Genomic DNA, 13260 nt, shown 5'->3' on the forward strand with positions numbered 1-13260 from the left:
ATTATGTGACAACAGCTGAATAAATCCTGGTCAATTACCCTATGCTAAAAAATAAAAAGGTGATATTTTGAAACAATCTCTCTGGCTTCCAACACATTCAGATTTTGCTGCCCCTACTCTGCAAGAATCGATTAACTGCGATATTTGCATAATCGGAGGGGGAATTAGTGGTATTTATACTGCATACTCTCTGGCTAAAGAGGGTCTTAATGTCGTTCTAATCGAAGCAATGCCTCAGTTTGCTCAAGGAACAACCGGCTATTCTACAGGAAAATTAACAGTACAGCATAATGTCATTTACTCAAAACTTAATGAAGAAGACGGGAAAATTTACTACGAGGCAAATAAACAGGCTATCGAAAAAGCCGTTTCCGAAAGTAGCACCAGCTTTACCCGAGCTACTTCGTATGTTTATACAGCTACCCCTCAAGGAAAAGAGCAGCTTTTAAACGAGGCGGAAAGCTATAAAAAAATCGGGATTCCCTTTGTTGCAACAAAGGACATCGAACTTTCGGTTCCTGTAGAACTTGCGCTCGGCATTAAAAATGAAGGTCAGATCAATCCTGTCGAGTTCACGAATACGTATGTTCATTTAGCAAGAAAACATGGCGCACAACTTTATTTAAATACGCGAGTCACTAAATTAGAAATGTCCAAAAATTGCCTTCATACAAGCAATGACAGTACCGTTCATTATAAAAAGCTGATTTTATGTACCCATTATCCGATTGAATCAATTCGTCAGCTTTATTCGATGAAGCTCCAAATTAAGCGGTCTTACCTGACAGCAACAAAATATTCACAGCTATTAGAAGGCCAATACTTAAGCGTCGATGCTCAAAGTCGGACAATCAGAACAGCGCTTATCGATAATCAGCCCTACTTCATATATGGCGGACAATCGCATACAGCTGGCTCGACAAGTGATACAGACCCGTTTTATGAAACTTTGCAGCATGAACTAACAACTGATTTTGAGCTTCCGCCATTTGAATACGGTTGGAGTGCACAGGATGTTATGACGGCAGACCAAATTCCTTATATCGGCCAGCTATCTCCGAGTGATGACAGTTTGTATATTGCAACGGGCTTCAATAAATGGGGGCTATCTTCTTCGCTTGTTGCAGGAACATTGCTTACAGATCTTATTAAAAGAATTGCAAACCCTGCAGCCGCTTTATACTCACCGAATCGTTCGAATTTCGGGAAGACATTTTACTTTATGCTTCAGACAGGCGGGATGATCGGAAAAGAGCTTGTAAAAGGCTATATCGACAGACTGGATGCGCCTAAGTGTACACATCTTGGCTGTAAAACTAGATGGAATGTTGCAGATGATACATGGGATTGTCCATGTCATGGTTCACGCTACAACTCAAAAGGCGAAGTAATTGAAGGCCCTGCCGTCTATCCGTTAAAATTAAAAAAATCCGGTAATTCATAAATGAGTTACCGGATTTATTTTTTATTTTAAGTTTTCTGTTAAAACGGGAACGATTTGTTTTTTACGTGAGACAACGCCTGGTAAGCTGATGCGACCATTAACAACTGTTGCACCAAACGCTTTCGCTGCTTCTTCAGCAACTTGTCCAGCTGCTACTGCTGTTGAATCATTGTTTAAAATATCTGTTACGACGAAGAAGAATAAATCTAGGCCGTTATCTGCAATATTTTTGTTCAATAAGTTTTCAAGCTCTTCTTGGCGACCAAGAACATCTTCAATATCCACTGCATTTACTTGGGCAACCGTCGCTTTATATTCACCGAATTCAAAGCCTTTTGCATCCAATGACAATAAATCTTCCAATGACTTATCTGAAAGGTCCGCACCTGCTTTTAGCATAGCTAAACCATATTGTGCAGTATCAACATTTGCAATTGCTGCCAATTCTTCACCAGCTTTAACATCTTGCTCTGTGCATGTTGGCGATTTGAATAATAATGTATCCGAAATAATAGCAGAAAGCATTAAACCAGCAATATTAGCCGGAATTTCAACGTTATTTTCTTTAAATAATTTATTTAAGATTGTTGCTGTACAACCTACAGGCTCAGCACGGAAATATACTGGATCAGCTGTTACAAAGTTCGCAATACGGTGATGATCGATGACTTCTGTGATTTGGACTTCTTCGATTCCATCTGCTGATTGCTGGAACTCATTATGGTCTACTAAGATTACTTGTGCCCCTTCATCTTTTACGTTAGCAATTAGACGTGGTGCTTCAAAGTTGAATTTTTCTAGTGCATACTTTGTTTCGTTATTTAATTCTCCAAGACGAACTGCTTCTGCATCTACACCTAATTGTTGTTTTAAGTATGCATAAACAATTGCTGAAGTAATAGTATCTGTATCTGGATTTTTATGTCCGAAAACTAATGTTTTACTCATGAGTGAGCCTCCTATTAAATGCTTTTCGCTCTTCATTTTAACATAACGTAAAGAAAGTGAAAAACAGAAGATTTACCAATGTTGCTTAACAAAAAGGAAAACTGTAATGGCTATGAGTTAGCCTTTACAGTTTTAGCTGATTGCTATTAAATTCGACGTATTGAACGCGCTTTTTGTCTTTTCATTATACTGCTCATATTGTTGCGGGTTTTGGCTTACCATTGATTCCACTAATATATGTAATAGGGAGAAAATAGCAATTGTACATGTGGCTCCGGCTTCTTTTGTATTGGGAACGATAAGCACGGGGTTAGCCGGTTCCTCTTGAGATGTAAGCTCTTTGTTACGGATTGCGACAATTTTTACATTTTTTCTTTTAGCTATTTCTACTGTTGTGGCCATATCTTCATACTCTTCATCAAGCGATATAATGAAAAGCAATGAATCTTCATCCATATATGCAAGTTGTTGTGCAATTTTGTCTGCCTCATGAGGAATAAAATGAACATGGTCACGTAACCTGTTGACATTGCTGTACATCCAAAATGCAACCGGTGTCGATTGTCTGAAACCTAAAAAGTGGATTTTCTTTGATGTATGTAACAATTGCACAACTTCTTCAACATCCTGCTCTTTTAGCTGGTTGAATGTTTTGGATATGTTGGCGATATCTTTTTTTACAATGTCTGCTCCAATGTGATTACGGATTTTTTTAACAGGCATCGCTTGTTTAACTTCAGTTACTTCGCCTTTTTCCATTAAATATTCCTTCAGTTTATCTTGGAGTTCACTAAAACCAGCTAAATCCATTGAGTAGCAAAATCTGATTACAGTTGATTCACTTACATCTGCTAACCTTCCTACTTCGGAGGCGGTATGTGTCCCCACTATATTCGGATTATCCATAACAAACTGAGCAACTTTTCGCTGCCCCTTAGAAAGACGAATATATTTCTTCTTAATATTTTCGCAAATAGTCAAATTCTCCATCTCCCTTTCTTATATTTTTTTAAAATAATATCTCACTCATTCATGTAACTTTACGTGCGCTAAATTCTTAATAATAAAAAATACATTATCATGAATAATAATAGAATTCAACGAGTTTTCTGAAAAAACTTTAGCATACTAAAGAATATAAAAATTTGAATAGGAAATTGACATACTTTTGTAAAATTTATAATTTATAAATAAACTATTATTAAAAACCTGTTAAGTACATTTATCTATTAGGTATTTTTTTACAGCTTAAAGATACTAAAAGGGACCTGCGCTATTTTATTAGCACAGGTCCCTATTCAATATTATAAAAAGCATTTTAATACTAATAATTTACAACTATAGTAATTCTGTTTGCTTTGTTTCTTTCCCTAAAAATATAACTGCTAGTACTCCGATAACGATGGCCACACAGAAAATCGCGAAAATATAGCTAATATCAAAGCCTTTCGTCAGCAATGTCCCAACTAATAACGGACCGAAAATACCACCAACACGACCTATTGCTGCTGCCATACCCGCTCCCGTTCCACGTACAATTGCCGGATATTGCTCAGGTGTATACGCATATAAGGCACCCCATGCTCCTAAGTTAAAGAACGAAAGCAACATTCCTGAAATTAACAATGTTTCGATTGTTTCTGCACCGCCGAATACAAAGGCACTTGCTGCAGTCCCTAATAAATATGTAACTAATACAAACTTGCGCCCAAATTTCTCGATGAACCAAGCGGCTGTAAAATAACCTGGTAACTGGGCTAACGTCATGATTAATACATATTTAAAACTTGATATTAAATCAAACCCTTTGCCAACCATTACACTTGGTAACCATAAAAACATGCCGTAGTATGAAAATACAACTGCAAACCATAAAACCCAAAGCATTAATGTAGAGCGTGCATATTTTTTCTCCCATAACGTTGCGATATTTTGGAATACCGAACGTTTCTTCGACTCTTCTTTTACCCTGAACTGTGGAGAGTCCGGTAGTTTCATTCTTATATAAATTGCATAAAGTGCAGGGATTGCCGTAATTAATAATGCAATTCGCCATCCTTCAATTGGCCAAAATTCAGCCGGTATAACGAAATAGGCAATAAGTGCGGCAATCAGCCAGCCTCCAGCCCAAAAACTTTCAAGTAAAACGACAACTCTCCCGCGTTCTTCAGCTTTTACACTTTCAGATACAAGTGTTGAAGCGACAGGTAATTCTCCGCCAAGCCCCATACCAACAAAGAATCGTAAAATTAAAAAGAGCGTCAAAGTTGTTGTAAATGCGGATAAACCACTCGCAACTGAGAATATTATTAGTGTCCACATAAAGATTTGCTTACGTCCTACTTTATCTGCAAGTACACCGAAAAACAGTGCACCAACTGCCATACCGATCGAGTTTACACTTGCAATCCAACCCATTTGACTACTACTTAATCCCCAGTCAACCGCAAGTGCTGCAATGATAAAAGACAGTATTCCGACATCCATTGCATCGAACATCCATCCAACCCCAGCTATACGTAGAAGTTTATTACGTGATAGGGGCTTTTGTTCATTTGTTTCCACCGACATTACTTTTCCACCTTCCATGTGTCTTTACACTTGACTTAACATAACTATCATACATTTCTTTCTTAAAAGTGACAACATTTTTTTAACTTAACGAATTGTTCCGACAATTTAACAATTCCTATTGAAATAAGGGACACATAGGTATAAAATGTCTTGTATACAAAAACAAATGTTCACCTAGCGAGAACAGAAGGAGTTTATTATCTATGTGGAAAGGTCTTATTGAAGAATATAAACAGTACCTACCTGTTACTGAAAATACACCTGCATTATCACTTAACGAAGGAAATACACCATTAATCCCACTAGTAAATTTATCTAAAGAGCTCGGAATTGAGTTATACGGAAAAATTGAAGGCGCTAACCCAACAGGTTCGTTTAAAGACCGGGGTATGGTTTTTGCTGTTGCAAAAGCAATTGAAGAAGGCTCTAAAGTTGTTATTTGTGCATCTACAGGAAACACATCTGCGGCAGCTGCAGCATATGCGGCACGTGCAGGCATTCAGTCAATCGTTGTTATTCCTAAAGGTAAAGTAGCGCTCGGGAAATTGGCACAAGCTTGCATGTACGGTGCAAAAATTATTGAAATTGACGGCAACTTTGATGATGCATTAAATATTGTGCGCAAAATCGGGGAAAATACTCCAATCGCACTTGTTAACTCTGTAAATCCATATCGTATTGAAGGTCAAAAAACAGCGGCGTTTGAAATTGTTGATCAACTTGGCCAAGCCCCAGACTACTTATGTATTCCTGTAGGAAACGCAGGGAATATTACAGCTTACTGGAAAGGCTTTAAAGAATATAATGAAGCAAAACAAAGCGGTCTTCCTAAAATGTACGGTTTTGAAGCAGAAGGTGCCGCTGCAATCGTGCAGGGAGCACCAATTGCAAATCCTGAAACAGTAGCGACAGCGATTCGTATCGGGAACCCAGCAAGTTGGAAATTCGCCGAAAATGCTCGTGATGAGTCAGGCGGTCTAATTAATTCAGTAACAGATGATGAAATTTTAGACGCTTATAAACTAATCGCCAACAAAGAAGGAATCTTTGTTGAACCTGGTTCGGCTGCTTCATTAGCTGGTGTCATCAAGTCAGTGAAAGCCGGCAAAATCGCTGCGGGCAGTCGTGTTGTTACAGTCTTTACTGGTAATGGCTTAAAAGATCCGGATACAGCGATGAATGTTTCGACTGTAGACCTTGTTTCACTTCAAAATGATGAGCAGGAAATCCGTAATTATATCGAGGGCGTATTTAGTCTATGAGTAAAAAGTGGCAAATCAAAGTTCCTGGCAGTACAGCAAATTTAGGCCCTGGATTTGACTCCATTGGTCTTGGATTATCGCTCTATTTAACATTGGATGTCACATTACAAGATGAGTGGGAATTTGTGCATATCGGTGACAATGTGCCCTCTGATACGTCAGTCGAAACGCATTTAATTTATACAATTGCACAGCAGGTAGCTAAGCAATATAATGCAACGCTGCCTCCTTGTAAAATTGAGATGACTAGTGAGCTTCCCCTTGCACGTGGTATCGGAAGCAGTGCGGCAGCAATTGTTGGTGCTATTGAATTAGCCGATATTTTAGGGGATTTGAAATTATCGCAGCAGGATAAGCTCAACATTTCATCTCAAATTGAAGGTCATCCTGATAATGCGACCGCTTCGGTATTAGGTGGATTAACGATTTCTTCAATGGACGAAGAAGGTATTGTCGACACACTGCATATTCAGGAGATGGATACGGCATTCGTTGTATTTATTCCGAATATCGAACTTAAAACAGCAGCATCACGCGGTGTTTTACCGGAGCAGTTGAAACGAGGCTACGCAGTGCGTGCAAGTGCAAATGCGAATATGCTTGCCGCTTCCCTTATTGCAAAGGATTATGAGCGAATTGGACGTTATATGGAAGCAGATCTTTTCCATGAGCCTTTCCGCGCAAACCTTATTCCCGAATATAATGAAATTCGCGAAGCTGCAAAAAAAGCTGGAGCATATGGAACTGCTTTAAGTGGTGCTGGTCCAACATTAATCTCGATGATTCCGCTCGCTTTATCCGAACAATTTGTTAAATCAATGCAGCGACAATTCCTGGACCATCAAGTAGTAGTGACAACCGCATCACCATCCGGCTCAACTGTCACAACTTATTAATAATAAAATTATAGATAAAACTCTTCATTAAAATGCTTAATGTACGTTATTCTCATATTTGAATAACGTACATTTTTTGTTTTTTCTATTCTTTTTTGTCTTTTATGCATAATTCCCCTTAAATTTGGGTATATTAATAAATCTACTGTTAGAAAGGGGTAATGTTTATGAAAATTGCAGTTATTGGGGCTGCAGGTAAAGCAGGAACTCATATTTTAAGAGAAGCCATCATGAGAAACTTTGATGTAACAGCGATTGTAAAAAATAAGGCAACAGTACAAGAAGAAAATATTAATATTATTGAAAGCGACCTTTTTAAATTAACAAAGGAACAAATTGCTCCTTTCGATATTTTAATTAATGCTTTTGCTCCGCTACCAGGGGAAGAACATTTACATGTTGATGCCGGTGAACACTTAATTTCTTTACTGGAAGGAACAGAGAAGAAATTATTCGTGATCGGTAGTTCAGGCTGCCTTTTTGTTGATCGTGAAAAAACAGTTCGCCTGATGGATCTTGAAGATTATCCTGAGGACCTTGCTGTGGCAGCAAAGGCTCAATTGCAGAACCTACGTGATTTGGAAAGCTCTTCAATTCAATGGTCCTTTGCCATCCCATCAGCTATGTTCGATTCGGATGGACCACGTACCGGCCATTACATTAAAGGTGAAGAGAAAATTCTAGTAAACTCGCAATTTAACAGTTATATCAGTTATGCTGATTTTGCTGTCGCATTGCTTGATGAAATCGAAAAAAATGAATACCCAAATACAACATTTACTGTTGCATCTGAAAATGTAACAGCCGCATCTTAATAGAAAAGGGATAAAGCCCTTAAAAGAGGTTGGGACAAAACCCTCCTCAATAAAAAGCCGTTCAAATTTTACGATGAGTAAAATTGAACGGCTTTATTATTTTGTGTCTACTATGTAGCCGTTGTTCTCCGTTACGGCGGACGCTTTCCTGGGGGCACGGATCGAGCCTTTAGTCTCTCCCACGTGCTTGTCCCCTGGGAGTCGCCGCCTTCACTCCGAACAACTAATTTTTCTTCTATATCAAGTAAATCTCTGCATAATTTCGAGCATAAAAAAAGGACATTCTCTGTTAAAATTTAAGTATCCTACAACCAAATTTCAAACGAAAGAAGTGTCCTTATGTTTAAAGATTATAACATGAATCAACTTATTTTACCGCTAGATTTAGAAGTAAAGTTACATAAAAATGATATTGCCTTTTCAATCCATAATTTGGTCGAAAGCATTCCAAACGAAGCTTTCGCTCCTTTCATTCACCATACGGGTTGCCCATCGTATCATCCACGTATGATGCTAAAGCTGATTCTATGTGGTTACACACAATCCACTTTTTCAGGAAGAAAAATTGAAGATCTGACTAGAGACAGTATCCGTATGATGTGGCTTGCCCAAGGATATGAACCAAGTTATCGCACTATTAATCGTTTTCGTGTACATCCAAATATGAAAGAACTCATTCGCCAATGTTTTGTACAATTCCGTTGTCAGTTAGTTGAAGAAAAACTCATCGATCAGGAAGCGATTTTTATCGATGGCACAAAGATTGAGGCAAATGCCAATAAGTTCACATTTGTTTGGAAAAAATCAGTGGAAAAACATCACACCAACCTCGTAGAAAAATCAAATAAACTTTACGATGAGTTACTTGAACATCAAATTATTCCTGAAATCAAACGTGAAAATGATGAACAGTTATCATTAGAAGAGTTAACTCAAGTAGCACATCACCTAGAAGAAGTAGTCGACGACTATACGAGCAAAATAGAGCATTCTGACGATGTCATTGAGCGAAAAAGATTACGTAGCGAACGAAAAACACCGAAGCAAATACTTAAACAAGTACACGATTGGATCATAAGAAAGCAGAAATACCAAAAAGATTTTGATGTGTTTGGCACACGTAACAGTTATTCAAAGACGGATCATGAAGCAACATTTATGCGGATGAAAGATGACTATATGCAAAACGGCCAATTGAAGCCAGGATATAATGTACAAATCGCTACTGAAGGTCAATATACACTCGCGTACGATGTATTTCCAAATCCAACAGACACGAAAACGCTTATTCCATTTCTTAATCAAATTGAAGAAAATTATTTCGAGTTACCAAAGCATATTGTAGCGGATGCCGGATACGGCAGTGAACAGAATTACCAGGATATTCTTAACAATCGAAAACGAACAGCACTCATTACATTCAATCATTACTTGAACGAACAGAAGCGAAAATACAAAAATGATCCTTTTAAGACAAGCAATTGGGTGTATGAGAAAGAAAACGATGCATACATATGTCCAAATGAAAAGAGATTACGATTCCAATACAATTCTGTTCGTACGGATAAATCAGGTTTCCAAAGAGAATTTAAAATCTATGAATGTGAAGAATGTACAGGGTGTCCTTTCCGTACAAAGTGTACCAAAGCAGCGGAAGGGAAAAATCGTAGACTCATGATTAATGAGAATTGGGAACAACAAAAAGAAGAAGTAAGAGCGAAGCTTTCAGAAGAAAAAACGGCTGCCATTTATCGTCAACGTAAAATTGACGTGGAACCAGTTTTTGGATTCTTGAAGGCTAATTTGTGTTTCCGTCGATTTTCTGTTCGGGGAAAATCAAAGGTTACTAACGAAATAGGTTTGGCACTAATGGCCACAAATTTAAGGAAGTATGCGGTAAGAGGTTAATACCTCTTCCAATATTTTCTTAATAAAGCGCAAAAAAGAGAAATTGCATTGTGCAATTTCTCTTTTTTGCGTGAACTGGAACTAATTCTGTCCCAGCCCCTTTTTCATGAAGTAATTACAATTAAGTTAACATTACTAAACTGATGGCCATAACTGCCATACCTGCTATTAATCCGTAAATAGATGAATGGGCTTCATCATATTTTTTAGCAGCTGGCAACAGCTCATCAATTGAAATAAATACCATAATCCCTGCAACACCAGCAAAAACAATACCGAACAATGTATCTGTCATAAATTGCATTAGTACTAAGTAGGCAATAAACGCACCGAACGGCTCTGACAAACCAGAGGCGAACGACCATTTAAATGCCTTCATACGCTTCCCTGTTGCATAAAAAATAGGAATGGCTACCGCAATACCTTCCGGGATATTATGAATGGCTACCGCAATTGCTATCGCGATTCCGACATTCGGATCTTGAAGTACCGCCATGAATGTTGCAATACCTTCCGGGAAGTTATGAATTGCAATTGCCAGCGCTGTAAATAATCCCATTTTCATGAGGCGGTCTGCTTCTACATCTTCATTCCCGATCAATTGAGCCTTTTGTACATCTTCTACAGACTTTACTTCATGCGGATTTTTCCCTTTTGGAATAAAGCGGTCGATTAAGGCAATTACAAGCATTCCTCCGAAAAAGCCGATGATGGTGTACCAATACCCTATAGTTTCTCCATGAACGTTTACTAATGCGTCTTTCGCTTTTACAAAAATCTCTACAAGTGATACATAAATCATCACACCCGCTGAAAAGCCTAATGCAACAGAAAGAAACTTCTTGTTTGTACGTGTTGTAAAAAAGGCAATTAAGCTGCCAATACCAGTAGCAAGCCCTGCAAATAATGTTAAACCCAACGCTAATAATACATTCTCATCCATACTATTCTCCTTTTTTATAATTCTTTTCTCACATTATACGCACAATGTTTCCTTTGTGCAACTTTTTTTAATACGGAAACATCTTATGCAGCAAACCAAATCAAGTTCTAAAAAAGGGATTCCTAAATATTAGGAATCCCTTTGGTTCTATTTATGCTTTTTTGACTCATACCATAATACGCTTACGATAAACCAAGTATACCCGATACTCCACCCTGCTAAAACATCCGTTGCATAGTGGCGGCCTTCCGCTATACGTGATAAACCAATTAAAAAAATCAGGACTAGCATTAAACCGTATGTAATAAATTTCCACTTCTTATTTTTCAGCCACTTCGAAATTAAATATGCCAGCGTTAAAAAGAATAATACGCTAATTTGCGCATGGCCGGAAGGAAAGCTAAACGACGAAAGCTGATCTTCAATTTCCGGACGTGGTCTTGCAAAAATACGCTTTAAAAGCTGGTTTAGACCATTTCCAACACCAACTGTAAGTAGGACAAAAAGCACACCGCGAAAATCTTTTTTAAAGATCGCTAAATACAGCAACATAATAACGGTTGCCACTATGATAAACTTTGTTTCTCCTAAATTGTGAAATAAGATAATAAAACTATTACCAAATAATAGTGAGCGGATTTTTATATCAAACGCCTCAAAGCTTGGTGTATCAAAATTTAGTGCAATAATAATAAAGATTACCAGTGTAACTAGCGCAAAACCTTTTTTCAAACAAAAACCCACTTTCTTCAGTCAAACTGTTACTTTACTTACCCTATTATTATATGTAATATACAAAAAAATAAAATCCACTTTGCCAAAAAAACTCCGCAAAGTAGATTTCTCCCTAAACAGCCATTATTCCACAACTGTGTAATTTCCGTGCTCCATCGAAATAACGAAGTCCGGTTTTGGTGGTTTACCGCCATGCTCTTTGATTTTCGCTTTATGGCCTGCAATATGTTCCGGGCTCTTCTCCCATGCTTTCCATGCATCCTCTGACTCTCAACGAATAATCATCACAACTTCCTCTTCACCACGTCGAACATTTTTTACAAGCAGTTCACGGCCAATGAAGCCTTCACGTTGTTCAAGCATTGATGGACCTTGACCCGGTTTTTTGCTAAAGCGCTCAATAATTTTATCAGAGTTGCCTTCTGTTACGATCCACTTACGAATTTGTACGAACATTATATTTCCCCTCTCTTTTAAAAAAGGCATGCCTCTCGTTGAGAGACATGCCATATTTATTATATTATTTTAATTCGTTTAAGATTTCATCTAATTTTTCTGCTTCAGTTGTTACACCGTTAGAAGAGAAGTACCAGTTTACGCCATCAAGGTAAACAATTTTGCCTTCTTTGTAAGCACGAGTTTGTTTGATAATATCGTTTTCGATGTCAGCTTTGATTGTTTCTACATCAGATGCTGTACGGTCGATGATTAATAATACTTCTGGATCTACAGAAAGAATTGATTCATAAGAGAAGTCAGAACCGTGTGATGATGCTTTGATGTCAGTAGTTGATGGTTTGAAACCAAAGTCATTGTACACATATGCAAAACGAGAATCTTCACCGTTGTCGAAACCAGAGATCTTTTTGTCGTTGTACATTGCTACTAATGCATTTTCATAACCAGCTGCTTTTTCTTTAACAGCATCAACTTTTTCTTGTAATGCAGCTTTTAATTCTTCAGCTTTTTCTTGTTTGCCGAAGATTTCCGCAGCTAAGTCAACTGTTTCAAATACGCCATCCACATAGTTCGAGTTATCAGAACCGATGAATACTACGTTTGGTGTAATTTCTTTTAACTCTTCATAGAAAGAACCTTGACGACCTGAGATGAAGATTGCATCTGGATTAGCAGCTGCAACTTTTTCGAAGTCGATTTGTTTTAAAGAACCAACGTCAGTAACTGAATCTGTTAAATATTTTTCTTTTAAATGCTCAGGGAAGTTACCTTTACCGCCGTTTGCAGCGATACCAACAATACCTTCAACACCTAATGCATCAAGTGTATCTAAGAAACCGTAGTCAAATACTACGATATTTTTTGGCATTTCTTCAAATGTTACATCTTCAAAAGTAAGAGACTTACCATCTTCTGTTTCACTGCCTGCTGATAATGAAGAAACTGTCATGGGGAAAGCTGAAGTTTCTGAAGCTGTAGTTGTCTCTTCTGTTTTAGCTGGTTCGTTTGCTTCATCTTTTGTAGATGTTTCATCGTCTGAACCACAAGCTGCTAACATTAATGTTAATGCTGCTGCCGTTAAAAATTTCCACTTTTTCATTGTTACTTTTCCTCCTAATGTTCTCTCAAGCGAGAGTGATAATCGTTTTCAATTAACTAACGTTAGTGTAAAACAACTGTACATACTTGTCAACGAATATTCTGAAACTAATATTCATTCTCAATTAAATTCATAAAATAAATGCATAAGCGAGCAAACCTATGCATTTATTTCCAA

At 37.7% G+C, this 13260-nt stretch carries 11 protein-coding genes and 1 pseudogene; 5 read left to right on the forward strand and 7 right to left on the reverse strand.

Annotation, left to right across the window (positions count from 1 at the left end; genetic code table 11):
- Window positions 1–67: 67 nt before the first annotated feature.
- Window positions 68–1444 carry an FAD-dependent oxidoreductase gene (locus tag B5473_RS01390; protein ID WP_079523327.1) on the forward strand — a complete coding sequence of 459 codons (1377 nt, stop codon included), beginning with the start codon at window positions 68–70 and terminating at the stop codon, window positions 1442–1444.
- A gap of 21 nt (window positions 1445–1465) precedes the next feature.
- Here the strand turns inward: B5473_RS01390 and B5473_RS01395 are convergent, their stop codons facing one another.
- The 3 genes from B5473_RS01395 to B5473_RS01405 all read right to left on the reverse strand — a co-directional run bounded on the left by B5473_RS01395 (window position 1466) and on the right by B5473_RS01405 (window position 4963).
- Window positions 1466–2392: a manganese-dependent inorganic pyrophosphatase gene (locus B5473_RS01395; protein WP_079523328.1), complete on the reverse strand. Its 927-nt coding sequence runs from the start codon at window positions 2390–2392 to the stop codon at window positions 1466–1468.
- 132 nt (window positions 2393–2524) lie between these two features.
- Window positions 2525–3373 carry a MurR/RpiR family transcriptional regulator gene (locus B5473_RS01400; RefSeq protein WP_079523329.1) on the reverse strand — a complete coding sequence of 283 codons (849 nt, stop codon included), beginning with the start codon at window positions 3371–3373 and terminating at the stop codon, window positions 2525–2527.
- A 357-nt stretch (window positions 3374–3730) separates the two neighbouring features.
- Window positions 3731–4963 carry an MFS transporter gene (locus tag B5473_RS01405; protein WP_079523330.1) on the reverse strand — a complete coding sequence of 411 codons (1233 nt, stop codon included), beginning with the start codon at window positions 4961–4963 and terminating at the stop codon, window positions 3731–3733.
- Window positions 4964–5169: 206 nt separating this feature from the next.
- Between B5473_RS01405 and thrC the strand changes: the two genes are divergently transcribed.
- The 4 genes from thrC to B5473_RS01425 all read left to right on the forward strand — a co-directional run bounded on the left by thrC (window position 5170) and on the right by B5473_RS01425 (window position 9847).
- Entirely contained in the window at window positions 5170–6228 is a 1059-nt protein-coding gene (gene thrC, locus B5473_RS01410; protein WP_079523331.1) for a threonine synthase, read from the forward strand.
- Entirely contained in the window at window positions 6225–7124 is a 900-nt protein-coding gene (gene thrB, locus B5473_RS01415; RefSeq protein ID WP_079523332.1) for a homoserine kinase, read from the forward strand. The genes thrC and thrB overlap by 4 nt, the downstream gene beginning before the upstream one ends.
- 167 nt (window positions 7125–7291) lie before the next feature.
- The gene (locus tag B5473_RS01420; RefSeq protein ID WP_079523333.1) at window positions 7292–7939 is read left to right on the forward strand and encodes an NAD(P)-dependent oxidoreductase; all 648 of its coding nucleotides are present in this window, start codon (window positions 7292–7294) and stop codon (window positions 7937–7939) included.
- Window positions 7940–8278: 339 nt separating this feature from the next.
- Window positions 8279–9847, forward strand: coding sequence for an IS1182 family transposase (locus tag B5473_RS01425; protein ID WP_079523334.1), 1569 nt, complete (start codon window positions 8279–8281; stop codon window positions 9845–9847).
- A 121-nt stretch (window positions 9848–9968) separates the two neighbouring features.
- On the opposite strand, the gene zupT is transcribed toward B5473_RS01425, so the two are convergent.
- From zupT to B5473_RS01445, 4 genes and pseudogenes are all read right to left on the reverse strand, one after another.
- Window positions 9969–10790, reverse strand: coding sequence for a zinc transporter ZupT (gene zupT, locus B5473_RS01430; RefSeq protein WP_079523335.1), 822 nt, complete (start codon window positions 10788–10790; stop codon window positions 9969–9971).
- A 147-nt stretch (window positions 10791–10937) separates the two neighbouring features.
- The gene (locus B5473_RS01435) at window positions 10938–11522 is read right to left on the reverse strand and encodes a phosphatase PAP2 family protein (protein ID WP_079523336.1); all 585 of its coding nucleotides are present in this window, start codon (window positions 11520–11522) and stop codon (window positions 10938–10940) included.
- 126 nt (window positions 11523–11648) lie between these two features.
- Window positions 11649–11981, reverse strand: a pseudogene (locus B5473_RS01440) (antibiotic biosynthesis monooxygenase family protein).
- A 64-nt stretch (window positions 11982–12045) separates the two neighbouring features.
- The gene (locus B5473_RS01445; RefSeq protein ID WP_079523337.1) at window positions 12046–13083 is read right to left on the reverse strand and encodes a siderophore ABC transporter substrate-binding protein; all 1038 of its coding nucleotides are present in this window, start codon (window positions 13081–13083) and stop codon (window positions 12046–12048) included.
- Window positions 13084–13260: the final 177 nt, after the last annotated feature.

Source organism: Solibacillus isronensis, from assembly GCF_900168685.1.
GTDB classification, from domain to species: domain Bacteria; phylum Bacillota; class Bacilli; order Bacillales_A; family Planococcaceae; genus Solibacillus; species Solibacillus isronensis_A.

Excerpts from the sequence above, each read along its gene's own strand:
- B5473_RS01395 (WP_079523328.1), bottom strand. The coding sequence starts at position 2,392 with ATGAGTAAAACATTAGTTTTCGGACATAAAAATCCAGATACAGATACT.
- B5473_RS01405 (WP_079523330.1), bottom strand. The coding sequence starts at position 4,963 with ATGTCGGTGGAAACAAATGAACAAAAGCCCCTATCACGTAATAAACTT.
- thrC (WP_079523331.1), top strand. The coding sequence starts at position 5,170 with ATGTGGAAAGGTCTTATTGAAGAATATAAACAGTACCTACCTGTTACT.
- thrB (WP_079523332.1), top strand. The coding sequence starts at position 6,225 with ATGAGTAAAAAGTGGCAAATCAAAGTTCCTGGCAGTACAGCAAATTTA.
- B5473_RS01420 (WP_079523333.1), top strand. The coding sequence starts at position 7,292 with ATGAAAATTGCAGTTATTGGGGCTGCAGGTAAAGCAGGAACTCATATT.
- B5473_RS01425 (WP_079523334.1), top strand. The coding sequence starts at position 8,279 with ATGTTTAAAGATTATAACATGAATCAACTTATTTTACCGCTAGATTTA.
- zupT (WP_079523335.1), bottom strand. The coding sequence starts at position 10,790 with ATGGATGAGAATGTATTATTAGCGTTGGGTTTAACATTATTTGCAGGG.
- B5473_RS01445 (WP_079523337.1), bottom strand. The coding sequence starts at position 13,083 with ATGAAAAAGTGGAAATTTTTAACGGCAGCAGCATTAACATTAATGTTA.